Origin of the sequence: Flavobacterium succinicans LMG 10402, assembly GCF_000611675.1 — a bacterium.
Taxonomy (GTDB): domain Bacteria; phylum Bacteroidota; class Bacteroidia; order Flavobacteriales; family Flavobacteriaceae; genus Flavobacterium; species Flavobacterium succinicans.
The window spans coordinates 58,145-83,397 of record NZ_JATV01000007.1; the positions used below are offsets into that span (position 1 = coordinate 58,145).

The 25,253-nt window shown below is 35.4% G+C and carries 21 protein-coding genes; 11 read left to right on the forward strand and 10 right to left on the reverse strand.

Annotated features, from left to right (window positions below; genetic code table 11):
* Positions 1 to 327 precede the first annotated feature (327 nt).
* From argS to AO58_RS0108395, 7 genes are all read left to right on the forward strand, one after another.
* Positions 328 to 2,106, forward strand: coding sequence for an arginine--tRNA ligase (gene argS, locus AO58_RS0108365; protein WP_024981280.1), 1,779 nt, complete (start codon positions 328 to 330; stop codon positions 2,104 to 2,106).
* A gap of 42 nt (positions 2,107 to 2,148) precedes the next feature.
* The gene (locus tag AO58_RS0108370; protein ID WP_024981281.1) at positions 2,149 to 3,627 is read left to right on the forward strand and encodes an SGNH/GDSL hydrolase family protein; all 1,479 of its coding nucleotides are present in this window, start codon (positions 2,149 to 2,151) and stop codon (positions 3,625 to 3,627) included.
* Positions 3,628 to 3,691: 64 nt separating this feature from the next.
* Positions 3,692 to 5,020 (forward strand): LysM peptidoglycan-binding domain-containing protein, encoded by a 1,329-nt coding sequence (locus AO58_RS0108375; RefSeq protein WP_162150400.1) that lies wholly within the window; start codon positions 3,692 to 3,694, stop codon positions 5,018 to 5,020.
* Between the two features lie 11 nt (positions 5,021 to 5,031).
* Positions 5,032 to 6,726 carry an MBOAT family O-acyltransferase gene (locus AO58_RS0108380; protein WP_081764656.1) on the forward strand — a complete coding sequence of 565 codons (1,695 nt, stop codon included), beginning with the start codon at positions 5,032 to 5,034 and terminating at the stop codon, positions 6,724 to 6,726.
* Positions 6,727 to 7,038: 312 nt separating this feature from the next.
* Complete coding sequence (gene ffh / locus AO58_RS0108385) at positions 7,039 to 8,391, forward strand: signal recognition particle protein (protein WP_024981284.1); 1,353 nt, start codon at positions 7,039 to 7,041, stop codon at positions 8,389 to 8,391.
* A 94-nt stretch (positions 8,392 to 8,485) separates the two neighbouring features.
* A complete protein-coding gene (locus tag AO58_RS0108390) occupies positions 8,486 to 9,364 on the forward strand; it encodes a bifunctional 5,10-methylenetetrahydrofolate dehydrogenase/5,10-methenyltetrahydrofolate cyclohydrolase (protein WP_024981285.1) in 879 nt (292 codons plus the stop codon).
* 224 nt (positions 9,365 to 9,588) lie between these two features.
* A complete protein-coding gene (locus AO58_RS0108395; RefSeq protein ID WP_024981286.1) occupies positions 9,589 to 10,515 on the forward strand; it encodes a magnesium transporter CorA family protein in 927 nt (308 codons plus the stop codon).
* A 142-nt stretch (positions 10,516 to 10,657) separates the two neighbouring features.
* Here AO58_RS0108395 and rluF read toward each other — a convergent pair whose 3' ends face one another.
* The 4 genes from rluF to AO58_RS0108415 all read right to left on the reverse strand — a co-directional run bounded on the left by rluF (position 10,658) and on the right by AO58_RS0108415 (position 14,344).
* Positions 10,658 to 11,470: a 23S rRNA pseudouridine(2604) synthase RluF gene (gene rluF, locus AO58_RS0108400; protein WP_024981287.1), complete on the reverse strand. Its 813-nt coding sequence runs from the start codon at positions 11,468 to 11,470 to the stop codon at positions 10,658 to 10,660.
* A gap of 87 nt (positions 11,471 to 11,557) precedes the next feature.
* The gene (locus AO58_RS0108405) at positions 11,558 to 12,409 is read right to left on the reverse strand and encodes an alpha/beta fold hydrolase (protein WP_024981288.1); all 852 of its coding nucleotides are present in this window, start codon (positions 12,407 to 12,409) and stop codon (positions 11,558 to 11,560) included.
* Between the two features lie 36 nt (positions 12,410 to 12,445).
* Positions 12,446 to 13,225, reverse strand: coding sequence for a zinc ribbon domain-containing protein (locus tag AO58_RS0108410; RefSeq protein ID WP_024981289.1), 780 nt, complete (start codon positions 13,223 to 13,225; stop codon positions 12,446 to 12,448).
* A gap of 3 nt (positions 13,226 to 13,228) precedes the next feature.
* Positions 13,229 to 14,344 carry a Nif3-like dinuclear metal center hexameric protein gene (locus AO58_RS0108415; RefSeq protein ID WP_024981290.1) on the reverse strand — a complete coding sequence of 372 codons (1,116 nt, stop codon included), beginning with the start codon at positions 14,342 to 14,344 and terminating at the stop codon, positions 13,229 to 13,231.
* A 230-nt stretch (positions 14,345 to 14,574) separates the two neighbouring features.
* Between AO58_RS0108415 and AO58_RS0108420 the strand changes: the two genes are divergently transcribed.
* The 3 genes from AO58_RS0108420 to AO58_RS0108430 all read left to right on the forward strand — a co-directional run bounded on the left by AO58_RS0108420 (position 14,575) and on the right by AO58_RS0108430 (position 17,191).
* A complete protein-coding gene (locus tag AO58_RS0108420) occupies positions 14,575 to 15,315 on the forward strand; it encodes a BamP family beta-assembly machinery protein (RefSeq protein WP_024981291.1) in 741 nt (246 codons plus the stop codon).
* A 66-nt stretch (positions 15,316 to 15,381) separates the two neighbouring features.
* A complete protein-coding gene (gene lpxK, locus AO58_RS0108425) occupies positions 15,382 to 16,407 on the forward strand; it encodes a tetraacyldisaccharide 4'-kinase (RefSeq protein WP_024981292.1) in 1,026 nt (341 codons plus the stop codon).
* A complete protein-coding gene (locus AO58_RS0108430) occupies positions 16,379 to 17,191 on the forward strand; it encodes a purine-nucleoside phosphorylase (RefSeq protein WP_024981293.1) in 813 nt (270 codons plus the stop codon). The genes lpxK and AO58_RS0108430 overlap by 29 nt, the downstream gene beginning before the upstream one ends.
* On the opposite strand, the gene AO58_RS0108435 is transcribed toward AO58_RS0108430, so the two are convergent.
* Genes AO58_RS0108435 through lipA form a run of 3 tightly spaced genes read right to left on the reverse strand, consistent with a single transcriptional unit; the run spans position 17,188 to position 21,296 of the window.
* Positions 17,188 to 19,365: a tetratricopeptide repeat-containing hybrid sensor histidine kinase/response regulator gene (locus tag AO58_RS0108435; protein ID WP_024981294.1), complete on the reverse strand. Its 2,178-nt coding sequence runs from the start codon at positions 19,363 to 19,365 to the stop codon at positions 17,188 to 17,190. The genes AO58_RS0108430 and AO58_RS0108435 overlap by 4 nt on opposite strands.
* Before the next feature lie 21 nt (positions 19,366 to 19,386).
* Positions 19,387 to 20,379 carry a type I glyceraldehyde-3-phosphate dehydrogenase gene (gap, locus tag AO58_RS0108440; RefSeq protein WP_024981295.1) on the reverse strand — a complete coding sequence of 331 codons (993 nt, stop codon included), beginning with the start codon at positions 20,377 to 20,379 and terminating at the stop codon, positions 19,387 to 19,389.
* 47 nt (positions 20,380 to 20,426) lie between these two features.
* Positions 20,427 to 21,296: a lipoyl synthase gene (gene lipA / locus AO58_RS0108445; protein ID WP_024981296.1), complete on the reverse strand. Its 870-nt coding sequence runs from the start codon at positions 21,294 to 21,296 to the stop codon at positions 20,427 to 20,429.
* A 215-nt stretch (positions 21,297 to 21,511) separates the two neighbouring features.
* Here lipA and AO58_RS0108450 point away from each other — a divergent pair, with 215 nt between their 5' ends.
* On the forward strand, positions 21,512 to 22,264 hold the full coding sequence (locus AO58_RS0108450; RefSeq protein ID WP_024981297.1) for a glycerophosphodiester phosphodiesterase: 753 nt from the start codon (positions 21,512 to 21,514) through the stop codon (positions 22,262 to 22,264).
* Between the two features lie 298 nt (positions 22,265 to 22,562).
* Here AO58_RS0108450 and AO58_RS0108455 read toward each other — a convergent pair whose 3' ends face one another.
* The 3 genes from AO58_RS0108455 to AO58_RS0108465 all read right to left on the reverse strand — a co-directional run bounded on the left by AO58_RS0108455 (position 22,563) and on the right by AO58_RS0108465 (position 25,227).
* The gene (locus tag AO58_RS0108455; RefSeq protein WP_024981298.1) at positions 22,563 to 23,381 is read right to left on the reverse strand and encodes an energy transducer TonB; all 819 of its coding nucleotides are present in this window, start codon (positions 23,379 to 23,381) and stop codon (positions 22,563 to 22,565) included.
* 197 nt (positions 23,382 to 23,578) lie between these two features.
* Positions 23,579 to 24,130: an RNA polymerase sigma factor gene (locus tag AO58_RS0108460; protein ID WP_024981299.1), complete on the reverse strand. Its 552-nt coding sequence runs from the start codon at positions 24,128 to 24,130 to the stop codon at positions 23,579 to 23,581.
* On the reverse strand, positions 24,121 to 25,227 hold the full coding sequence (locus tag AO58_RS0108465) for a glycosyltransferase (protein WP_024981300.1): 1,107 nt from the start codon (positions 25,225 to 25,227) through the stop codon (positions 24,121 to 24,123). Before AO58_RS0108465 ends, AO58_RS0108460 begins: the two co-directional genes overlap by 10 nt.
* Positions 25,228 to 25,253: the final 26 nt, after the last annotated feature.

Sequence of the window (25,253 nt, forward strand, 5' to 3'; positions counted from 1 at the left end):
ATTGATGATTTATTTAGACGCTAAAGCTTGCGATATGTTACAAGAAAAATTAAGAAATGTTTACTTTGAAAGACGATTGTACCCTTTTTTTAGGCTTTTTAGGTACATTTTGGCTAAACAATATTTACTTTTAATTGATTTTAAGTCAGAGATTTATTGCTGGAAAAGAGCACTGTAAAATCTTTTTTTGATTCCATTTCAAAAAAAACAGAAAGCACTGTTATTTTTTTGAATAGTATTAGGAAAAATCGAACATATTCATAAAATAAGCGGTTTTCTAATTGCTAAATAAGCAGTATCTTTGCCCACTTTTAAAACACAGTTTACATGTCATTACAAAATATTCTTACCCCGTCTATTCATAAAGCCGTTCAAACCTTATTTGACGTTTCTCTTGATAAAGTTGAATTTCAAGCGACTCGAAAAGAATTCGAAGGAGACATTACCTTGGTTATTTTTCCCTTATTGAAAGTAATCAAAAGTAGTCCGGTAGAGTTAGGAAACAAAATTGGAAATTATTTGGTAGAAAATGTAGCCGAAGTGGCTCGTTTTAACGTGGTATCTGGTTTTTTGAACATTGTCATTGCCGATGCCTACTATTTGAATTTCTTCAACGGAATCAAAGACGATACTCGTTATGGTTTTGTAACGCCAAATCCAGATGCTAAAGCGGTAATGGTAGAATATTCTTCGCCTAACACTAATAAACCTTTGCATTTAGGACATGTTAGAAACAATCTTTTGGGGTATTCAGTGGCGGAAATTATCAAAGCTTCTGGAAAAAAAGTATACAAAACACAAATCATCAACGACAGAGGAATCCATATTTGCAAGTCGATGTTGGCTTGGCAAAAATTCGGAAACGGAGCCACTCCAGAAAGCACAGGCTTGAAAGGAGATAAATTGGTGGGGAATTATTACGTAGCTTTTGATAAGGCGTACAAAGAAGAAATCAACCAATTAATGGCCGAAGGTAAAACCGAAGAAGAAGCTAAAAAACAAGCGCCTATTCTTTTGGAAGCCCAAGAAATGCTGTTGAAATGGGAAGCGGGTGATGCTGCGGTGAAAGCACTTTGGAGCACAATGAACCAATGGGTATATGATGGTTTTGCGACTACTTACAAAAACTTGGGAGTTGATTTTGATAGTTATTATTACGAAAGTAATACCTATTTGCTAGGAAAAGATGTCGTGCAAGTAGGATTAGATAAAGGTATTTTCGAAAGAGATCCTGATGGTTCGGTTTGGATTGACTTGACTGATGAAGGTTTGGACCGTAAGATTGTTTTGCGTTCAGATGGGACAGCGGTTTATATGACGCAAGATATTGGAACCGCCATTCAGCGTGTAAAAGACATGTCTGATGTAGGAGGAATGGTGTACACAGTAGGAAACGAACAAGATTACCACTTCAAAGTATTGTTTTTGATATTAAAAAAACTAGGTTTTGATTGGGCATCTAGCTTGTACCACCTTTCGTACGGAATGGTAGATTTGCCTTCAGGAAAAATGAAAAGTCGTGAGGGAACTGTTGTAGATGCCGATGACTTGATGCAAGAAATGACGGATACCGCTCAAAAAATTGCAGAAGATTTGGGTAAATTAGACGAATATTCAGCCGAAGAAAAGGCTGCTTTATATAGCACCATTGGATTAGGAGCCTTGAAATATTACATTCTAAAAGTTGACCCTAAAAAGCGCATTTTGTTTAACCCAGAAGAATCTGTAGATTTTGCTGGAAATACAGGGCCTTTCATTCAATATACTTATGCCAGAATCCAGTCGATTATTCGTAAAGCGGCTTTTGATTTTTCTGCGCCAAGTGCTCTAAACGAATTGAATGAAAAAGAAAAAGAATTGATCAAACAATTAGAATTGTTCCCAGAAGTGATTCAGAATGCGGCTCAAAATCATAGTCCGGCGTTGATTGCCAATTATACGTATGAGTTGGTTAGAGAGTACAATTCGTTCTACCAAGCCGTTTCTATTTTAGGTGAAGCAGACCTTGTAAAGAAAACCTTTAGAGTACAATTGTCCAAAAAAGTAGCCGATACGATTGCGGCAGCTTTCCGTTTATTAGGAATTAATGTTCCAGAACGCATGTAAATTGTCACACTAATAAGTTTATTCTTTTTCAATTCAAAACTTGTGAAAACACCAAAATCATATTTTTTTAGATCCTTTTGTATCCTTTTATTAGCCGCTATCTTTTTTTTAGGCATTAAAGAAGTGTTGCCCAAAAGGATATTTGATGCTTCAAAATCGCCTACCAAAAGTGTACTTATTGATAGTATGCTGATTGATGCTTTTGAGTCCGAACCTGAGCTAGCTGAGGCTACGCCTAATGATACCATGTCGGATCAAAAGGTTGTTTTTGAAGAAGTATTAGGCGTTACCTTTCCCGAAGAAACCGTAGAGAATTATAAAGGTTATCAGTTTTTGATTCCATTTTTTGAACAATTGTACCAAGTTGAAAAGAATCCAGAAGCCAAAGTTCGTATTGCGTATTTTGGCGATTCTATGACCGATGGCGATATGATTGTGCAAGACATTCGCTCCTCGTTTCAAAATACTTTTGGCGGGCAAGGTGTGGGTTTTGTATCGATCAGTTCAGAATCGGCAGCCTCAAGAAGTTCAGTATTGCATGAGTTTTCCAACAATTGGAAGAAACAATCGTATTTGAATGTAAAAAATCCAATTCGTCCTTTTGGTGTCAACGGCCAAGTGTTTTTTGCCAATCATCCTTCGGAAGAAACTTGGGTTAAATATACCGCTGGCCGCTCCAAGAACACGAATATGTTACATAATCCTACTTTATTCTATGGTAGTTCTGATCATTTATTTGGTCAAGTACAATATGCTATTGATAAGGATACGATTCATAAAACCTTAGCGGCTGTCAATCGACTCAATACGATTGTATTAAAAAAAGGAAGTCTGAAAAGCTTACGCTTGAGTTTTACCAATGCCAAATCGGTACCCATCTATGGATTTAATTTTGACAATGGTAAAGGGGTTCATGTTGATAATTTTTCCCAAAGAGGTAATTCAGGAATTCCAATATCAAAATTTGATCCCGCTTTGATGCAGGCTTTTCATAAAAAATTAAATTACAATTTGATTGTCCTTCATTACGGGACGAATGTGCTAAATTATGGAACCAAAGATTATAATTGGTACGCTCGAAGCATGACCAAAACCGTAAACCGTCTGCGTGAAGGATTTCCCGGCGCTTCAATATTGATTATTTCTACAGCCGATAAAGCCACGAAATATAAGACCGAAATGAAAACCGATTCGGCCGTAGTACCCTTAACCCATGCGCAACGTAATTATGCATTAAAAACCCAATCGGGTTATGTTAATCTGTATACTTTGATGGGAGGCGATGGCTCCATGATCAAATGGGCGGATGAAGAGCCCGTGATGGCCAACAAGGATTATACGCATTTTAACATGCGAGGTTCTAAAAAAGTGGCGGGAATGTTGTACCAACATCTTATGAATGGATATCAAGAATATAAAAGACTCCGCAGTAAGGTCAAAGTGATGAACGCAAAACCAGTTGTCGATACTTTAAATTTAGTACCCGAGGGGACAAAAACGGACGAAGGAAATGAAAACTGATGCTATTTCTAAGGTTGTGCTGAGTTTTGACAAGTTTTTTAGCAACACATTTATACTTGTGCTTATGGTTTTTTTGACAACAAATGAGATTTCTGGACAAGAATTTTACCCACAAAGAATTCAAAATGGGGTTGAATTATCCACCTTTTTTTCAAAATTAAAAGCATTGCAAACCGATAAAAAAGGAAAAATAAACATTGTTCACGTGGGTGATTCGCATATCCAAGGTGATGTGATGACTGCGGTAACCAGAGATAATTTACAGCAATACTTTGGCAATGGAGGTCGCGGATTGGTATTTCCGTATTCCTTGGCTCATACCAACGGAGCATCTGATGTTCGTTTTTCCTCTAATATAAAATGGAATAACTATAAAAACATCTTGCCTCTCAATGACAGTCCAGTGGGGATTTGTGGGTTTTCATTGACCAGTACGTCCAAGAGTTTGCGACTTTCGTTACAAGTTAAAAACAAAGAAGATTACTTTACTACCTTAAAAATAATCACGCCAAACAATGCCACGCTTTTTGAACAAGTGGGCGATATTGAGAAAAAAGTAACCGTCAAAACGGTGCCCAAAAAAGTAGTGCATACTATTAAAAAAGGGGAATCTTTGTCAACTATAGCCGATAAATACAACATCAGCGTAGCGCAACTTAAAAAGGAAAATAAACTAACGAATACCAAAATCACTGCCGGGAAGACCTTGAAAATTCCAACCGATCAAACCACCGAAAAATCGATGGTGCGCACGCAGTACCACGCAAATCCGTTGGAGAAAGCTGCAAATTATCATTTTTGTACCTCGGATAAAGCCATGGATCGTTTTGTGATTTTGCCCAATAAAGAGGAGTCTTTGTACGCTCTGAATGGTATTGTTTTAGAGAATAATGAACCAGGTGTTTTGTATCATAACATAGGTGTTAACGGCGCTAAATATTCGGATTACAATAAACATCCGTTGTTTTTTGAACAACTAAATGCACTACAGCCTGATTTAATTATTGTTTCTTTGGGTACCAATGAATCCTACGGAAAAATTGCTCCTTTGGTGTATTTAAAACAAGTGCAAGAATTTTTGTTGAAAGTCAGAACACAGCAACCCAATGTCGATGTTTTGATCATAACGCCACCACCTTCCTATTTGGCACACCATAAGCTAAATACTTTTGTGGATGAGTACGCCAAGATTTTGGTGAACTACGCTACTTTAGGACACTATGCAGTTTGGGATTTGTTTCAAACTTTGGGCGGGATGCATGACGTGAATAAAATGTATGGTAAAGGACTAATGAGTCCTGACCGCGTACATTACACCACAAACGGTTATCAATTACAAGGCAATATGCTCTCGAATATGTTGATGACTACTTTTAAAGAATTTAATAAATAACTATTATTTTGATTACTTTTTCAGATATAACAAATTGGTTGAATACTACTTTTGGCGTTATTGATGCCGCAAGAGTGCAAGATTGGATAACCTTCAATCCCAAAGAACCCATACTTTTTAATACCGCTTTTTTCTTAGGATTATTTTTGTTGTTTTATCCTATTTATATTTTGACCACCAAGGCCAAAACTAGGGTGTATCGCCATATTTATGTGTTTGCTTTTTCCTTGTTCTTTTATTACAAATCCAGTGGCATATACTTTTGTTTGTTGGTTTTTTCGGGATTAGTCGATTATACCTTGGCTAAATTTTTATACGAAGAAACAAAAGAAAGCTACCGTAAATTCTTTCTGATCATAAGTGTTATTTTTAACTTATCATTTTTAGGCTATTTTAAATATTCTAATTTTTTAATTGATAATTATAATTTGCTTTTCGAAGGGCAAATTCATTTTATTGATGTGATTTTACCTGTCGGAATTTCGTTCTATACTTTTCAATCTATGAGTTATATCATCGATATTTATAGACGAGAACTGGAGCCCACCAAGAACATGTTGGATTATATGTTTTTCGTATCCTTCTTTCCGCAGTTGGTGGCGGGGCCTATCGTTCGAGCCTCTGAGTTTATTCCACAAATTTATAGCAAAATCAAACTCTCACGAGAAGATTTTGATTCGGCCATCTTTTTGATCATCGGTGGATTAATCAAAAAAACAGTCATCTCGGATTATATATCTTTGAATTTTGTCGACCGCGTCTTCGATGCACCCAAAAGCTATACCGCTTTTGAAAACTTGATGGCTTCTTATGGCTATACGATTCAAATTTATTGTGACTTTTCGGGCTATTCGGATATGGCAATCGGAATCGCGCTCTTAATGGGATTCCGTTTATCTATTAACTTTAGAACCCCTTATCAATCGGCTTCTATCACCGAATTTTGGAGAAGATGGCACATTTCACTCTCCACTTGGTTGCGTGATTACTTGTATATTTCAGTAGGAGGAAACCGCAAAGGAAGTATTGGAGGATTTTTGTTTCCTATTTTGTTTTTTGCAGGATTAATCGCATGGGCAACATGGTATTATCCTGTAAGTCCCATTCCATTGGCAATTGCCATCGGTTCGTTGTTGGTTTTCTGTTTGACTTTTCTATTGGCCAAAGACAAGAAAAGAACTATGTTTACTAATGTGAACTTAATGACCACCATGTTACTAGGAGGATTTTGGCACGGCGCAAGTCTAAAATTCATTATTTGGGGCGCCTTACATGGCGTGGCATTAGCTATTAATAAATTATTTTCGGATTATTTTCCATCGCCCAAAAATGCTAAATTCACTTTTTGGAAAGCCATTACTACCGTACTTTCCGTGTTGCTGACTTTTCATTTTGTAGTTTTTTGTTGGATCTTTTTTAGAGCCAAAGATTTTTCAGTCGCCATAGACATGATTACTTTAATAGGCGATTTACAATTCAATTGGGAACAATGGGCTATTGTAATTTCAGGCTATCAAAACGTTTTCATAATGATTACCATCGGGTATGTATTGCATTTTGTACCAGCAAAAATCACCCAATCTTTAAAAGGATTGTTTGATAAATTACCCATGGTATTGAAAGCTTTGGTACTCGCCCTTACGTTTTGGTTGGTCGCAGCAATGGCATCAAGTGAATTAGTCCCCTTTATTTATTTCCAGTTTTAAAACATTGTTGTTTTTTTTAGGAGCAGCACAAAGGGCTTGTTTATGGGCAAGTTTCCCGCTTTCCGTTACAATCTTTTTTTAGACCTGATAGGTTTTAGAAACCTGTCAGGTCCAAAAAAGGATTTCCACTGCAATCGGGGCTATAGAGTTGCATTTTGGATTGTCTTTGTGCCTATAAAACCATCAAATCTAGCGGTTTTATACAGTCATTTTTTGTGCTCAAAAAAGGCTAAATTCTACAAAGTTTAAACTTCAAATCTTTGTGCCTCTAAACCTTTATAGTATATTTGCATTTCAAAAAAATAGAAAATCATGTTTGATAATTTAAGCGATAAGTTAGATAAAGCGTTTCATATTTTAAAAGGACACGGAAAAATTACCGAAGTCAACGTAGCCGATACCTTAAAAGAAGTACGTCGTGCCTTATTGGATGCCGATGTTAACTTTAAAATTGCCAAAGATTTTACCGCCAAAGTAAAAGAAAAAGCCATCGGACAAGACGTGTTAACGACTTTGCAACCAGGGCAACTGTTGGTAAAATTAGTCAAAGACGAATTAACTGAATTAATGGGTGGCGATGTAGCCGGCATTAATCTTTCAGGAAATCCATCCGTGATTTTAATGTCAGGTTTACAAGGTTCTGGTAAAACTACCTTTTCTGGAAAGTTAGCCAACTATCTTCAAACCAAAAAAAATAAAAAAGTACTTTTAGTTGCTTGTGATATTTATCGTCCAGCAGCGATTCAACAATTATATGTTGTTGGAGATTCTATAGCCGTTGAGGTATATTCTGAACCAGAAAACAAAAATCCTGTAGAGATTGCCCAAAACGCAATCCAACACGCCAAAGCCAATGGTTTCAATGTAGTCATCGTCGATACCGCAGGTCGTTTAGCGGTAGATGAGGAAATGATGAACGAAATCGAACGTGTTCACAAAGCCATTCAGCCTCAAGAAACCCTTTTCGTAGTGGATTCCATGACGGGTCAAGATGCGGTGAATACAGCCAAAGCCTTCAACGATCGCCTAAACTTTGATGGGGTAATCTTAACCAAATTAGATGGTGATACTCGAGGTGGAGCGGCCTTGTCTATCAAGACTGTTGTAAACAAACCAATTAAGTTTGTAGGAACTGGCGAAAAGATGGAGGCGATTGATGTCTTCTATCCGGTACGTATGGCCGAGCGTATCCTTGGGATGGGTGACGTTGTTTCGTTAGTAGAACGTGCACAAGAGCAGTTCAACGAAGAGGAAGCTAGAAAATTACAAAAGAAAATTGCTAAGAACGAATTCGGTTTTGATGATTTCTTAACGCAAATTCAACAAGTAAAGAAAATGGGTAACATGAAGGATTTGGTTGGAATGATACCAGGTGCCTCTAAAGCCATGAAAGATATCGAAATTGAAGATGACGCCTTCAAACATATTGAAGCGATCATTCACTCCATGACTCCAATCGAGCGCAGTAAACCGGCTCTAATTGATGCCAAGCGTAAAATTAGAATCGCAAAAGGGTCTGGTACCAAAGTAGAGCAAGTCAATCAATTGATGAAACAATTCGACCAAATGAGCAAAATGATGAAAATGATGCAAGGTCCAGGCGGAAAGAATTTAATGAAAATGATGGGCGGCATGAAAGGAATGCCTGGAGGAATGCCAAGATAAAAAGCAAAGGTTTAAAAAATCAGTAAGATGAGTTTTTAAACCTTTGTCATTTACATCAACCAAAACCAAACATAACTAAATTTAAATACAAAAAATGCAAGTATTAGACGGAAAAAAAACATCAGAGGATATCAAGAAAGAGATCGCCATTGAAGTACAACAAATGAAAGAGAATGGAGAGAAAGTGCCTCATTTGGCTGCTGTAATTGTAGGAAATGATGGGGCGAGTTTAACGTATGTAGGTAGTAAAGTGCGTTCTTGTCAGCAAATTGGTTTCGATTCTACTTTGGTGAGTTTGCCTGAAACCATTACCGAAGACGAATTGTTAGCCAAGATCAAGGAGTTAAACGAAGATGATAACTTAGATGGTTTTATTGTTCAGTTACCGTTGCCTAAACATATCAATGAAGAAAAAATCCTATTAGCGATTGATCCCGACAAAGACGTAGATGGTTTTCATCCTACTAATTTCGGAAAAATGGCTCTGGATATGGAAACATTTATTCCTGCCACTCCTTTTGGAATCATGCAATTGTTAAAACGTTACAATGTTGACACAGTGGGCAAACATACTGTGGTTATTGGTAGAAGTCATATTGTTGGGCGACCCATGAGTATTTTGATGAGTCGTAAAGGAAATCCTGGCGATTCTACAGTAACCTTAACGCATAGCCGCACTAAAAATATTGAGGAATTTACTAAAAATGCGGATATCATTATCACTGCTTTAGGAGTTCCTAATTATTTAAAAGCCGATATGGTAAAAGATGGAGTAGTAGTAATCGACGTGGGAATTACTCGTGTAGCTGATGCTTCACATCCAAAAGGATATGTAATAACAGGTGATGTTGATTTTGATGGGGTTAGCAAAAAATCGTCATTCATCACTCCAGTTCCGGGTGGTGTGGGACCAATGACTATCGCTATGTTGTTACAGAATACTTTATTGGCCCGAAAAATGAGAATGAAATAACAAAATATACTATACTACTCTAAAACCTCAAATGAAAGTTTGAGGTTTTTTTGTTTAATGTATTGATTAATTCTGCGATAGGTCAGTTTTTTAAAAATTAAAGAATACTTTTGCAAAACTTAAAAGAATTAGCCCCAATGGACGATTATTATTCGGAAAAATTGAAGAAATAAAGCTCTTGAAATCATTTCAAGAAGCTATAACTTAACCTATAGAATTTTGAAATGAAAGCGTTTTACAAAAACAATAACGGATTGTTTGAATCCAAAGAGTGGACTCCTAATTGTTGGATTAATGTTGAATGTCCAACAGAAGAAGAGAAAAAATACCTACTAGAAGAACTTAAAGTACCAGAAGAATTCTACAATGATATCGAGGATATTGATGAAAGACCCCGTATCGAAATCGAGAATGGCTGGACCTTAATTATCCTCAGAATTCCAGTAAACACAAATAATGTAAAATTACCATTTAATACCATTCCAGTTGGAGTGGTTTTTAAAGGGGAGATATGTGTTACGATTAGTTTTTATAAAACAGAAATGTTAACTGATTTTGTCGCCTATTCGCAACGTAAAAACAACAATGTCAAAGATTATTTTGATTTGGTTTTGAAACTGTTATTGTCTTCTAGTGTTTGGTATTTGAAATATCTAAAGCAAGTCAATCAAAAGATAAAATTAGCAGAAGATAATTTGGAAAAGTCTATCAAAAACGAAGAATTACAAGCCTTACTTCAAATTGAGAAATGTTTGGTTTTCTTTGTGACTTCATTAAAAGGTAACGATATTTTGCTTCATAGATTGAAAAATTTAAAAGCACAAAGAGAAACCTATGATCTTGATTTATTGGAGGATGTTGAAATTGAATTGCGTCAAGCGCAAGAAATGACTAATATTTATAGCGATATTTTGACGGGTACGATGGATGCTTATGCCTCGGTAATATCCAATAATATGAATACGATCATGAAGCAAATGACCTCAATTTCTATTATTTTGATGATTCCTACAGTAATAGCGAGTTTGTATGGAATGAATGTGCCTAATAATTTGGAAGACAATAATTATGGAATGCTTATCTTGATTTTTGTATCAGTATTGCTCTCTACTTTTGGCGTGTTCTTGTTTAAGAAAAAAAGATGGTTTTGATGGTTCGAAAAATGCAGATTCTGTTTTTATATGATAAGAAAAAAACAAACGAATAACCGTTTTGTTGTCTATGAATAAAGCCCGTTTTTTTTTAGAACGGGCTTTATTTATGACTAATGTTTTTTACAAATAAGAAGGACTTTTAATATTCGCCTCGTTTCTTAAATCTAGGATCTTCTCTTTTGATGAATTCAGCTCTTCGTTTTGGAGCTTCAGCTTTAGGTAAACTGGCTTCTTCTGTTTTACTTGAAGGTTCGATTAATGCATTGAGTTCTTTAATCTCAGCATCGGTCAAATCTCGGTAGCGTCCTACTGGAATATCCAATGAGATATTAATGATTCGGATACGTTTCAAAGCAGTTACTTCATAGCCTAAATATTCGCACATTCTTCGAATTTGACGATTTAAACCTTGAGTCAAAATGATCTTGAAAATGTATTTACTGATTTGTTCTACTTTACATTCTCGGGTAACGGTCTCTAAAATGGGTATGCCATTCCCCATGCGTTGAATGAAACGATCGGTAATAGGTTTGTTTACGGTAACTGTATATTCTTTCTCGTGGTTGTTTCTAGCACGCAAAATTTTGTTCACAATATCTCCGTCATTGGTCATAAAAATTAAGCCTTCACTGGCTTTATCCAATCGGCCAATAGGAAAAATACGTTTAGGGTAATTAATATAATCTACGATATTGTTACGAACTTCCAGATTGGTTGTGCACTCAATGCCTACGGGTTTGTTGAAAGCCAAGTACACTAATTTTTCGTGCTTTTCAGTAATCAATTTTCCGTCTATGCGTACTTCATCTTGAGGCGAAACTTTAGTTCCCATTTCAGGAACCACACCATTAAGGGTTACTCGGCCTTCTTCGATTAGTTTATCGGCTTCACGACGAGAACAATATCCTGTTTCGCCAATGAATTTATTGAGTCGTTTTAGATTTTCTTCCATAATGCAAAAATACAAAATTGAATAGCAGTTTATGATACTAATACAATTGTTTGTTTTTATAATTAAAATTGTGTTTTGGGAGGATTCTTAGCTTTCTTTTTCAAATAAAAAATCACTTACTTTATGATACAGTTGGTTGTCGTGCATACTATGTCCCAAACCATTCGTTTCATAGAAAATGGCATCTTTCCAAGTGGCAGCAATTTTTTTAGCTTCTGCAATTTTAACCACAGGGTCTAATGTATCGTGCGCAATAAAACCTTTTGTATCCACTTTTTTAGCAAACAGTTGACTTGAGAATTGATTAATGTCTAGCTTAAAATGGTTTAAATAGTGATTCTCGATATTATTGGCAATGGTAGTATTGAGTCGTAATAATTTGATGAAATTGGAAAGTATAATGGTAAAATCACTTGGAGCACCTAAAATTACCATTTTTTTTATCGCTTTGTTTTGATACATCGATTGGTAGTACAAACACGTTTGACCTCCAATGGAATGACCAATAAGGTAATCAGGATTGAATTTTTGAACCGCAAGATGAATGAATGCTGCATATTGTGGAATACTAAATTCTTTTCCACTAGACAGACCGTGGGCAGGTGCGTCAATAGCGACAATAGTGCTGCCAGACTTTTTTAGGAACGGTAATAGTTTTTCCCAACGAGAAGCATTGCTTTCCCATCCGTGTACTAATAAAATTATGGTGTCATTCCCTTTCCAAGTATAGGTTTGAAAAAAAGAGTCTTTATAACTTATTTTTTCGGATTGTGACTGTTGTAGAATCTCAGGAAGTTGTTCGTTATTTAGTTTCCCAGCTCTTGGTTCGCTAAATAAACCATAAGCAATTTTGGTTGCTTTTTTTGGGAACGCAAAACTTAGTAGATTTAGTCCTAAACCTAAGCATTTGATATAAAGATAAAGTGCGGTTTTTTTCATATCAAAAAAGCCTCCTAAAAAGGAGGCTTGTTAGATTTAGATTGTTGAGAACAATTGTTCCATTTTTTCTCTTTCTTCCTCAGCAAGGACACTATCAACTAAGATTCTTCCTGAGTGCTCATCGATGATGATTTTCTTTCTTGCAGCAATTTCAACTTGCGTTTGTGGTGGAATGGTAAAGAATGAACCTGCAGAAGCACCTCTTTCAATAGAAACTACCGCTAATCCGTTACGAACACTTGTTCTGATTCTGGTGTAGGCAGCTAATAAACGCTCTTCGATGGTTGCTTGAAATTCTGCTGATTTTTGAGTTAAAAACTCTTCCTCTTTTTGAGTTTCAGCCATGATCGCTTCTAACTCAGATTTTTTATGTTTTAAGTGAGAAGATTTTGCTTCTAATTTTTCTCTAGAATTGGTGATTACTTCTTTTTTGTGTTCGATAGAAGCCTTCATTTCTTTGATTTGCTTTTCAGCCAATTGAATTTCTAATTCTTGAAACTCTACTTCTTTGGTCAAAGAGTTGAATTCTCTGTTGTTACGAACTGTTTCTTGTTGTTTAGTGTATTTTTTGATGGCTTCTTTGTGTTCATCAATAGCATTTTTCTTTGCTTTGATCATGTCTTCGATCACCTCAAGATCTCCTTTTAATTTTTCAGTACGTGTGCTTAAACCTGCAACTTCGTCTTCTAAATCTTCTACTTCTAAAGGAAGTTCTCCTCTTACGTTTCTGATTTCGTCAATTCTTGAGTCGATAAGTTGTAAATCGTAGATTGCTCTTAACTTTTCTTCAACACTTAATTCTTTCGTAGTAGCCATATTCTATAAGTACTTAACTGGATTTGTATTTTCTTCTGATAAAACGATTCCGCTTGGTAGCGAGACGGGTGCAAAATTAAGGATTTTTTTTCGAAGATACTCAACAATATAATTTTTTGTATACCGTTCACTTTCAAAATGTCCGATATCGGCCAAAAGGAGTTGGTTTTCCGCTTCATAAAACTGATGATACTTTAAATCTGCGGTCAAATAAGAGTCGGCTCCTGCTTGTATGGCTTGCGAAATGGCAAAACTTCCTGCGCCACCCAAAACCGCTACTTTTTTGATGGGACGGCCTAAAAAAGCGGAATGCCGAATGCCTTCTGCTTGCATTTTTTCTTTTACAAAATGCAAAAACGAAGATTCCTCCATCGGTTCTTCAAGTTCACCAATCATTCCTAAACCAATTTTTTGGTAATTGTTTTGCAAATCATAAATTTCGTAAGCTACTTCTTCGTAGATATGAGTAGTAAATAGTGCTTTTAGAATTTTGGATTGCAAATGTTTTTCAAAAACGACTTCTATTTTGGTTTCGGTTCCTGTTGATAAAACGCCTTTTTCTCCCACAACAGGATTGCTGTTTTCGTTGCCTTTATAGGTAAAGGTTCCTTCAGAATTAAAACTACAATTATCATAATTGCCTATAGTTCCTGCGCCTGCTTGAAATAAAGCGCTGCGAACAGCATCGGCATTTTCACGAATAGTGTAGGTGATCAATTTGCGTATATAATTTTGCTTTGGGATCAATATTTTGGTGTTTGTTAAACCCAATGCATTACAGAAAATTTGATTTACACCTTCAGGATGGTTGTCTAAAGCAGTGTGGACGGCATAAATGGCAATATCGTTTTTAATCGCTTTTAGAATCGCTTTTTCAACATAATTTTTCCCCGTAATTTTTTTTATGCCCGAAAAAAGAATAGGGTGAAAACACACGACCAAATTGCAATTTTTATTAATTGCTTCTGTGATTACGGTTTCTAGGGCGTCGTGACAAACCAAAACACCAGTGGCTTCGTCTTCTGGATTGCCTACTAATAAACCCACATTGTCAAAATCTTCGGCATAACCAAGTGGCGCCATTTCTTCAAGTAGGGATAGAATTTGTTTTATTTTCATTCAGGAATTAATTTTTGAGTTCAATCTAATTACGTTCATCAAGGTCGGGAGTACTTGTAATAGCAAACAAATATACTGCTTTTTAGATTTTTTATTTAAAAATACAGGAATGTTGTAAATACCGTTTTTAACCCGAGTCAAACATTTAAGTATTCATTAACAGTAGATTAAGATAATTTTTGAAAGATAAATCAGGAATTAGATACTTTTGTAGTCTAAATATTATTTATATGATGAAGCAATTCCTATTGATTTTAAATGTCTTATTTTTTTGTTTTGGAAGTGCACAAACCAGTAATTTGCTGAAAGGATGGGTCGTAAGTGACACATTAGCCGCAATAAGCGTTGAAGTTATTAATTTGAATACGGAACAAAGTACCAAAACAAATAGTCAAGGTTATTTTGAAATTTTTGGTAAGAATAATGATGTTTTGGCGTTTTACTCAAAAGAGTATATTTTAAAAAAAATTGTAATAACTCCTGCTTGTTTTCAACCCGATAAATTTGTTGTGAAACTTTTTCGTTCTGCCATTGAATTAGATGAAGTTGTTGTTAAAAACAATAAAATTAAAGTACCACAATTAAATTATGAACAAGCGACTGAATATCGAATCACAAAGCAAGATCCTAATCTTAAAAATCCTGCGGTGTATGATGGCACCATTACTAATGGGCCAGATCTGATGGAAATAGGAAGAAAGATCATCAGTCTATTTAAAAATCCTGATGATGTAAAAACTAAAAAAATACCGATTGAAGATTTTAAATCATATGCTTTAAGCAGTTTAAATGACGCTTTTTTCAAAGAAAAATTGAAATTTGAAAAGCAGGAAATCGATAATTTTTTAGTTTTTTGTTCGGAAGATCCTGAGTCTAAAAAGGTGTTTATTAATAAAAATGAATTGACTTTGCTGGATTTTTTATTTAAAAAACATAAAGAATATTTAGAAAGAAGAACAAGTTCAAATTAGCACAATTGTTGCTATAAATTGATTGTTGTTTAGGGTAGTTTTAATATTTTGTTCTAATTTCGTACTATGAAATTACTCCGAAAATTACTTTTTCCTTTTGCTGTTGTTTATGGCGTTATTACTACTATCCGAAATTTTCTTTTTGATGTTGGAATTTTAAAATCGTATTCGTTTTCAATGCCCATTATAGCTGTTGGAAATTTAAGTGTTGGTGGCACGGGCAAAACACCACAAATTGAATATTTGATTCGGTTGCTTTTGAGCAAATATAGAGTGGCAACTTTGAGTCGTGGGTACAAGCGACAATCTAAAGGTTTTCTACTAGCGGATTCATCTGTAAATGCAGCGATTTTGGGAGATGAACCTTTTCAGTTTTTTCAAAAGTTTCCTGCTATTCAAGTAGCTGTAGATGCTGACAGGAAAAATGGTATCGAACAATTGTTGTCTCAAAAAAAATCTCCTGAAATTATTTTGTTAGATGATGCTTATCAACACCGCAAAGTAAAAGCAGGTTTTTATATGCTACTAACGGCTTACGGAGATATTTATGCTAATGATTACCTATTGCCCACTGGAAATTTAAGAGAAAGTAGAAGTGGAGCTGAAAGAGCAGCTATTGTAGTGGTTACTAAATGTCCTAAAAACCTTTCCGCCTCGGAACAAATAAGGATAAAAAACCAACTCAATTTAGTCGAAAATCAGCAATTATATTTTACCTTTATTGATTATGAGGATTCGGTTTACTCAAAAGAGACCAAGCTAAAATTGGCCGATTTAGGAAAAGAATCCAAATTGCTTTTGGCAGGAATTGCAAAACCAGCATCTTTTTTTGAGCATCTCAAAGCTGAGGATGATGAATGTTTGACATTTCCAGACCATCACCATTTTAGCGAAAGCGAAATTGGTGCTATTCAGAAGCAAGCCAAGGGTAGAAAGATTATTACTACCGAAAAAGATTATGTTCGATTGAAAGATTCCATTCTTTCCGAACAATTATATTATTTACCAATTCGAAGTTCTTTTATCAGTAATGAAAAAGAATTCGATCAAACTATTTTAGATTATGTGGGAACAAGTTCAAGAAACCGTTAGTTTTATTCAAAATAAAATCAATTTCACGCCTGAGTATGGGGTGATTTTAGGTTCAGGATTAGGAAGTTTTACAGAAGAAATGGAAATTGTGTACACTTTGCCGTATACCGAAATTCCAAATTTTCCAGTATCAACCGTGCAAGGTCATAAAGGAGCCTTGGTGTTTGGAACAATTGGAGACAAAAAGGTTGTGGCAATGCAAGGGCGCTTCCATTTTTACGAAGGCTATTCCATGAAGGAAGTGACCTTTCCTGTTCGAGTGATGAAATATTTAGGTATAACCAAATTGATTGTTTCTAATGCTTCTGGAGGAGTAAATTCAGAGTATCAAGTGGGTTCAATAGTGGTGTTGAAAGACCATATCAATTTCTTGCCAGAGCATCCTTTACGTGGGAAAAATGACGAACGTTTTGGTCCTCGTTTTGTCAATATGAGTGAACCTTATAGCCGAAAAATGATTGCTCACGCTGCTTCTTTGGCGGAACAATTGGCCATCAAAGTGCATATTGGAATATATTTAGGTTTGCAAGGGCCTACTTTTGAAACGTTGGCTGAATACAAAATGGTCAAAATTCTAGGTGCTGATTGTGTGGGAATGTCAACTGTGCCCGAAGTTATCGTAGCCCGTCATATGGATGTCGAGACTTTTGGTGTTTCGGTAATCACGGATATGGGTGATGCAGATAGTATTGACACCATTTCGCACGACGAAGTACTAGAAGCAGCCAAAGGAGCGGAACCTAAAGTTAGGGAATTGATCAGAGAACTAATTATTACGTATTAATTTTGTAAGTATTTTGAAATAATTGTATAAAATTCTTCTGGAATGAATGGTTTGGTAATCACATCATTCATTCCGTAAGAAAGTAGCATTTCTCTATTCTCATCTAATGAAATTGCGGTCAAAGCTATGATCGGTGTTTTTGAATCAAATTTTCTGATTTCTGCTGTAGCTGCTGTTCCGTTTATTCCTGGTAAATGAACATCCATTAATACTAGGTCATACTCGTGTTCAGGATTGTTCATTAGTTGAACCGCACCTTCACCGTTATCAATAATCAAGCAAATAATGCCTTTGTTTTCCAGCATTTTTTTGGTGATCATTTGATTGATTTTATTGTCTTCTACCAACAGAATTTTTTTACTTTTAAAATTCTTCTCATCGTAGTTGAATACTTTTTCGGGTACTTTTTCAAGATTTTCTGCTTTCTTGAAAGGAAGAGTGAATTCAAATGTTGATCCTTTTCCAGGGGTGCTTTTGAGTTTTATTTTGCCACCTAAAACTCGTACTAGTTTTTTGACAATGGTTAGTCCAAGTCCTGTTCCACCATACTTTCTGTTTATTTCAACGGATCCTTGTGAGAAATTTTCAAAAACTAACGCCAGTTTATCTTCAGGGATTCCGATACCAGTATCAATAATTTGAAAATTGATTTTTAAATTTTCGTTATTGGATTCGACTAAATTCACTACGATGGTCACTCTTCCATTATGAGTGAATTTTAAGGCATTGTTGATTAAATTCAGAAAAACTTGAGACAGTTTTGTAGGGTCGCCAATGATAAGTTCAGGTATGTTTTCGTCGTATTCTAAAATGAATTCATTTTGGTTGGTCAATGCAAATTTTTGCAGTGAACTCTGTATGTTGGTTGCTAATTCTTTCAGTTGAAAAGGAATGTATTCTAATTCTATTTTGTTGGCATCAATTTTATTGATCTCAAGTATTTCATTAATAAAAGTGGCTAAATAATTGCCTGAAAATTGCAGTGAATTGAGGTATTTTAATTGTGATTTTTTTGGATTTTCTTCTAAAAGTAAATGCGTGATGCCATTTATAGCATTCAATGGTGTTCTTAATTCATGACTTACTGTAGATAGAAATTCTGAACGAGCTTTCGAAGCTTTTTCTGCATTGTTTTTTGCGATAATTAATTCTTGGTTTTTTTCTTTTAAAAGAGAATTAGTCTCGGTTCTGATGATGTTGTTTTTGTATAATGACAAACTTAATAATGATAAAATAGTGATCAATGCAATAGCTAAGATGTTGATTACTTTAGAATATTTATCATTATCTTCTTCTTTTTGTCGGTCTTTATTTTTTTTGATTGAGGCTTTGTATTCTTGGTCTTGTTTGAATTTTTTGAAGTTTTCTAAATTCTGTGCGGCATTAATTTTTTGTAATAAATGAATTTTGAGTAAATAATATTCTTCCAAATATGAGTAGGCGCGATCGTTGTTGCCCATAGCTTTATAGCATTTGCTTAGCTGTAGTAAAATCGTTTGTTTGTTTATTAAGTTTTTAGTTGCACGATTGATGCTATGTGCTTTTGCAAAATAGATTTGGGCGGCACTGTATTTTTTGTTGCGCATCGCGATGAAACCGGAGTATAAATACGCTTCCTCTATGTAGTGTTTTTCTAGCGCAACATCAGCTTCCGATAGCACTCGGTTGAAGTTTTCTGAGGCTATTTGAAATTGTTTTTTGGAGTAATACAGTTTTGCTTTAGTACTAAGCAAATGAGTTACTTTTTTTTGATTAGTAGGGTTCAATGCGGATGCTTGATCTGCATTCATGAAGTACTGCTCGGCCTTTTTCCATTCTTTTTTTTCAATAGCACAAAAGCCAAGAAAATAATACGTCTTTATTTTTCTAAAATCTGATGCTTTTCCAAGTGATAGCTGTAGGCTTTGTTCGAAGTAAGCACTCGCTTCTGTAAAATTTTTTAAATCAAAATACAGTTTGCCAACTAGAAAGTTTTGTTCAATTTGTGCTTCAATATTTTTGCTTAACTGACTATATTTTAAAGCTTTTTTTGCAAAGTGTACTGATTTTGAGTAATTGTTGATTTTAGTATTGTAATTTGACCACTCTTGATAAATACTTATACTATCTATCGATTGCGTAGCTGAAAACAATAAAAAGCTATTGGCAAAAAATAAAAGAAGTAAGTATTTCAATTTTTGTATCATTGGTACAGTCTATCTTGTGTGGAGTATTAAATCTATAACTCGTGATGAATATCCAATTTCGTTATCATACCAGCCCACTACTTTTACCATTTTGTCGATAACAGAAGTAAGCTGACCGTCAAATAAACACGAATGGGTATTGCCAATGATGTCAACAGATACGATTGGGTCTTCTGTATAATCGAGGATGTTTTTGAGTTCGTTTTGAGAAGCTTTTTTAAATGCTTCATTTATTTCTTGGATACTTACGGCTCGTTTTACATTAAAAGTAATATCGGTTAACGAACCATCGGGCACTGGAACTCGGATTCCACAACCTCCAATTTTACCTTCTAGTTTAGGGAATATTTTGGTCAATGCTTTTGCTGCTCCTGTAGTCGTAGGAACGATAGATTGACTGGCTCCACGTGCTCTTCGTAAATCCTTGTGAGGCTGGTCGTGTAAGCTTTGATCGGTAGTGTATGAATGTATCGTTGTTATGTACGCTTGTTCTATGCCGCACAATTCATCGATAATTTTAATCATTGGAGCAGCATTGTTGGTGGTGCAACTTGCGTTAGAAATTATAGTTTCCGAACCGTCTAAGATTGCTTCGTTTACTCCTAGCACGACTGTTTTGATGTTTTCTACTTCGGCGGGAGCAGATAGAATCACTTTTTTAGCTCCCGCTACAATATGGGCATTGATCTCTTCAAAAGTCTTGTGTTTTCCGGTTGATTCGATGACGTAATCGATATTGTGTTTTTTCCAATCCAGATCACTTACTTTTTTTTCGTTAAAAAACAAGTAATGAGTCTCGTCAATTAGTAGACCCGTGGCGTCATAGTTCACCTTTTTGTTCAAAACCCCATGAATGCTATCGTATTTAATTAAATGCGCCATCGTAGCAATATCGGCAATATCGTTGATGGCAATAACTTCAATGCTAGGGTGATCCAATAAAAGGCGAAATAAGTTACGGCCAATTCGACCAAAACCATTTATAGCAATTCTTGTTTTCAATGAGTTGGTTTTGTTTTTTTTGGTTAATGAGATTTGTTATATAGGGTCTACAAAATATGTTTTTGAGCCTTGTATGATGAACGTACTAGTGGGCCACTTTCAACATGTCTAAAGCCTAGTGATAAAGCGTAGGCTTCGTATTTGGCAAATTGTTCTGGTGTGATAAACTCTTTTACCGGAAGGTGTTTTTTGCTAGGTTGTAAATATTGCCCTATAGTAACGATGTCCACATTGGCTTGTTGCAAGTCTCTTAGGGATTGAAAAACTTCTTCCTCTTGTTCTCCAAGTCCCAGCATAATGCCAGATTTGGTTCTGTTGATGCCTTTTTCTTTTAAATAGCGCAACACTTCAAGACTACGGTCATATTTGGCTTGAATACGTACTTCACGCGTTAAGCGACGAACGGTTTCTATGTTGTGCGATACTACTTCTGGATTTGCCTCAACAATACGATCAATGTTGCGTTCTATTCCTTGAAAATCTGGAATAAGTGTTTCAAGTGTCGTGGTTGGATTCATTCTTCGAATGGCTTTAACCGTTTCGTTCCAAATGATCGAACCTCCATCTTTCACATCATCTCTATCTACACTGGTAATGACCGCGTGTTTGATTTTCATGATTTTTATTGATCGAGCTACTTTTTCTGGTTCATCCCAATCGATGGTTTCTGGACGACCTGTTTTTACACCACAAAAACCACAAGAGCGGGTACAGATATTTCCTAAAATCATAAAGGTAGCGGTGCCTTCTCCCCAGCATTCTCCCATGTTGGGGCAGCTTCCTGAGGTGCAAATCGTATTTAAGCTATATTTGTCAACTAATCCTCTTAATTCAGTATATTTTTGACCAATAGGTAATTTAACTTTTAACCATTTTGGTTTTCCTACGGGTAATGTATTTTCTGTAGCAGTTTCCATATGTTCAATTTTCAGAAGCACAAAGATAAGGTAAAGTTGCATTGAAAAAAAAAGAAGTTGTGGTATGGGCTTAGTGAAATAAAGTAAAGTTATGCTAAATAAGAGCGATACTTAGATCCTTTTGTTGTTAAAAATAAAAGTTTGAATGCTCTTGAAAATTTGTAGGTTGCGCGAATGAAGTTTTATATTTTTGTTTCAATAAAACTAAAAAAAACATGAAGTATTTTACATTGTTGGGATTTTGTGCAGGATCTTTTTTATTTATGAGTTGTAGTTCGAATCAGTTTCTGGTTTGTGGCCACCGTGGTGCTATGGGACATGAAACGGAAAACACTTTAGCATCTGTAGGGAAAGCAGTGGAGTTAAAAGCAGATATGTTAGAGATTGACGTGTTTAAAATAAAATCTGGGGAGTTGGTCGTTTTTCATGATAATAATTTAGAAAGGCTTACGGGAATAAAAGGTAAAATTGAAGATTTTGATTTTAAGGAGTTACGTGAGTTAAAAGTTGCAGGAAAGCATCAAATACCTACTTTGCAAGAGGTGATTGAAAAAATTGATAAACGAGCCGTGCTTAATATTGAATTAAAAGGAGAGCATACAGCAGTTGATACTTATAAAATCATCGAAAGTTATTTGAAAAAAGGATGGAAAATCAAACATTTTTTCATTTCAAGTTTTAGGGTTGAAGAGTTGCAAAAAATGAGAAACTTGAATCGTTCCATTGCAATTGGTTTATTGGTGCATAAAGATCCAATAGAAAAGATTATTGCTACAGGAAAGGAATTGCAGGTACAAGCTATTAATCCAAATTTTAAGTTCTTAAATGCCGAAAACGTAGCCATTTTGAAAGCAAATAATTTTAAAATTTTCCCTTGGACGGTTAATAATCCTGAGGATATTGCTCAGATGAAGCGTTTGAAAGTAAGTGGCGTAATTACAGATTTTCCCGAGCGTTCTCAGAAATAGATTTTTTCGTTTAATCTTCACTAAACAGCCCTTTTTTTAAATTTCACTTTTTGGGCGTTACCACATGGGTCGGGCTTTTACGTTACAATCTTTTTGCGGCAAAAAAAGCCTCAAAAAGGATTTTCACTGCAAACGAAGTTCACTGAACTCCTATGAAAATAGTATAAGTGAAGTAATTCCTAGCGCAAAATGCTGTGTAAAATAGAATTAAGTGGATAGTTTTAAGATCGACTAGGAGCGAAGTGTTTTATCTTGAAAGTATAAGGAGGTTGGTTTAGGCAACCTCCTTGTTTGGTTTTTATTCTGATTTTATTATAATTGGTAGAGTGTATGCGGTGCGCATGGGCTTACCGTTTAAAATCCCTGGCGTCCATTTCGTTTTCAGTGATTTCAAAACTCGAACAGCTTCTTGTCCTAATCCGTAACCAGGATCTTTTAATACGCGAATGTCAGTCAAACTTCCGTCTTTTTCGATTACAAAAGCTACCGATATACGGATAGTTTCTAATCCTTCGATGTCTGGTTTTGCAAAGTTATTCCCCACGTAGCTATAGAATTTTTTCATTCCACCAGGAAATTCTGGTGATTTGTCTAACATAGTGGTGTTGACAATGCTATTATTGGGTGCTTCTGCTTCGGGAGTTGTGCCTTGTGTTGCAGTAGTCACCGTTCCAGTTGTTGCCTCACCACTTACAGCGGTTGTAGTATTCGATTGCGTGAACTCATTGTTTGTTGGTACTTCTGTAGTCGCTGCTTGTGCGTTTACTATTTGAGGATTCGTCATTTGCTTTGCGGTTACCACTGTTTCAACTGGGTTTTTCACACTTGGAAGGGTCGTTTTTTTAACGGGCTCGTCTGGAGTTACAGGAATTATTGCGTCTAAATCTATCGGACGAACCACGAATTCTGGAATCTCAGGTTCGGTAAGGGTGTTCGAATTGAGTTTGTTGATTAGTACTGCAACACTAATCACGGATAAAACTACTATAACTCCAAGAAAAAATGCGGAAATAGTGTTCTTGGTGCTTTCCTGACGCAATTGATAGGCGCCATACGTTTTGTTTCTGTCGGCAAAAACAATTTCAATCCAACGGCTTTCGTAAATACTTGAATTCATGGTGTATAGTTTTAGAGGTTAAGTAACTATAGTATCATAAGCTGTATTTTTATATTTAACAACGTTGATAAGTGTTTTGTTATTGTGTTAAATTATAAAAATAATTTTAAGTATTTAACTTTTTTTGTATTCAATATGTAGTTTAGCGGTGTTTTTGTTGAAAAAATAAAAATAAAAAATCCTGGTTTTTGATGAAACTAGCGTTTTTGCTGAATGATTTCTGCTAGTAACTTTTTAGCTCTCAGGAGTTTAATTTTTACATTACTAATGGGTTCGTCAATTTTATTGGCGATTTCTTGGTAGCTTAATTCTTGAAAGTAACGCAATTGAATGACTTCTTGATAATGTGGTTTTAACTCTTTGATAAAAAGAAGTAATTGAGATAAGTTTTGTTCTATGATTAACTCGTCCTCTGCAGAAGGAGTAGTGTCGGCAATATTGTAGGCTTGGCGATCTTGCTCGTCTGTGATTTCGACAAATAGGTTCGATTTTTTTTTACGAAGCAAATCAATGTGTACATTTTTGGCGATAGCAATTAGCCAAGTGTTAAATTGAAATTCGCTGTTGTAGGTGCTTATTTTGTCGAAGGCTTTCGAAAAAGTTTCTATGGTGATGTCTTCGGCGTCTGTTTCGTTTTCGGTTCTTTTGAGCATAAAGCCGTACACTTCGTTCCAAAAGTGGTCTAATAAAAAGGTAAAAGCAATTTGATCGCCTTTTTTGGCTTTGTCAATGTTGTGGTTTATTTCCAATGTACGGGTTTTGAAAAAATATTGGTAATAAAGATATTCATTTGCATGAATATAAGCCAGATTTCAAGTAAAGGAAACCAATAAATAATATCTTTTTCTTTTAATTTTTTAGCTCCAAACCCAAAACTAATCCAAGAAAATAGATAGCGAAAGGCCATCAAACTAGCCACCAAAATCCACTGGTATTGAAAACATAACAAAGTTACCCCAACAAGTAGAAAGAGTAATTGTGCAGCATAAAACACGGACAATTGCACTTGATCACTGGTTTTGTAATGTTCGGCAGTGGTAACATGTCTTCTTTTTTGATTGAACCATTCTTTGTATGTTTTTTTAGGCTCAGAATAAGTGAAACTTTCTGGCGAAGTTGCGATTATTGTATTGTCTGCATTCGCCGCTTGGTTGATGAATAAATCATCGTCTCCAGATCGGATTTGGATATGCTCAATGAAACCATTTACACTAAAAAAAACTTCTTTTTTGTAGGCCAAATTGCGTCCCACGCCCATATAGGGTTTTCCGATTTTTGCCCAAGAAAAATATTGAATCGCCGTTAATACGGTTTCGTAGCGTATGATTTTGTTTAAAAAAGAATTGGCGATTTTGGTATAACCTCCGTAGCCTAAAACTATTTTTTTGTCACGGTCAAAATGAGCGGACATATTGGTAATCCAGTCTTTGGTAAGCGGGAAGCAATCGGCATCTGTGAATAGCAAATGCTCGTATTTTGCGGCTTTAATACCCAAGGTCATGGCGTACTTTTTATTACCCCAAAAAGCTTCGTTGTTTTTTACTTTAACTAATCGAATGTTTGGGTATTGTTGTTCAAAGGCTTCGAAAACCTCTAATGTTTCGTCGCTAGAAGCGTCATCTATCAGCACTAATTCAAAGGTTGGATAGTCTTGTTGTGCAAGAATAGGAATGTATTCTTTTACGTTTTCTTCTTCATTTTTGGCACAAACGATTACCGAAATAGGAATGTTTTTTGGGGTAATTGCTTCTGGTTTTGTGAAGGAAAATTTACTAAAAATACCGATATAGTATACAAATTGTATTACAATTAAGGCGATAAAAAAGTATAGTAGATATAAAAACATTGTGCTAATTGGTTTCTGATAAGATG

Bases quoted from the DNA above. Each gene is read 5' to 3' on its own strand.
- argS (WP_024981280.1), top strand. From the start codon at position 328: ATGTCATTACAAAATATTCTTACCCCGTCTATTCATAAAGCCGTTCAA.
- AO58_RS0108375 (WP_162150400.1), top strand. From the start codon at position 3,692: ATGGTTTTTTTGACAACAAATGAGATTTCTGGACAAGAATTTTACCCA.
- ffh (WP_024981284.1), top strand. From the start codon at position 7,039: ATGTTTGATAATTTAAGCGATAAGTTAGATAAAGCGTTTCATATTTTA.
- AO58_RS0108390 (WP_024981285.1), top strand. From the start codon at position 8,486: ATGCAAGTATTAGACGGAAAAAAAACATCAGAGGATATCAAGAAAGAG.
- AO58_RS0108395 (WP_024981286.1), top strand. From the start codon at position 9,589: ATGAAAGCGTTTTACAAAAACAATAACGGATTGTTTGAATCCAAAGAG.
- rluF (WP_024981287.1), bottom strand. From the start codon at position 11,470: ATGGAAGAAAATCTAAAACGACTCAATAAATTCATTGGCGAAACAGGA.
- AO58_RS0108405 (WP_024981288.1), bottom strand. From the start codon at position 12,409: ATGAAAAAAACCGCACTTTATCTTTATATCAAATGCTTAGGTTTAGGA.
- AO58_RS0108410 (WP_024981289.1), bottom strand. From the start codon at position 13,225: ATGGCTACTACGAAAGAATTAAGTGTTGAAGAAAAGTTAAGAGCAATC.
- AO58_RS0108415 (WP_024981290.1), bottom strand. From the start codon at position 14,344: ATGAAAATAAAACAAATTCTATCCCTACTTGAAGAAATGGCGCCACTT.
- AO58_RS0108420 (WP_024981291.1), top strand. From the start codon at position 14,575: ATGATGAAGCAATTCCTATTGATTTTAAATGTCTTATTTTTTTGTTTT.
- lpxK (WP_024981292.1), top strand. From the start codon at position 15,382: ATGAAATTACTCCGAAAATTACTTTTTCCTTTTGCTGTTGTTTATGGC.
- AO58_RS0108430 (WP_024981293.1), top strand. From the start codon at position 16,379: ATGTGGGAACAAGTTCAAGAAACCGTTAGTTTTATTCAAAATAAAATC.
- lipA (WP_024981296.1), bottom strand. From the start codon at position 21,296: ATGGAAACTGCTACAGAAAATACATTACCCGTAGGAAAACCAAAATGG.
- AO58_RS0108450 (WP_024981297.1), top strand. From the start codon at position 21,512: ATGAAGTATTTTACATTGTTGGGATTTTGTGCAGGATCTTTTTTATTT.
- AO58_RS0108455 (WP_024981298.1), bottom strand. From the start codon at position 23,381: ATGAATTCAAGTATTTACGAAAGCCGTTGGATTGAAATTGTTTTTGCC.
- AO58_RS0108465 (WP_024981300.1), bottom strand. From the start codon at position 25,227: ATGTTTTTATATCTACTATACTTTTTTATCGCCTTAATTGTAATACAA.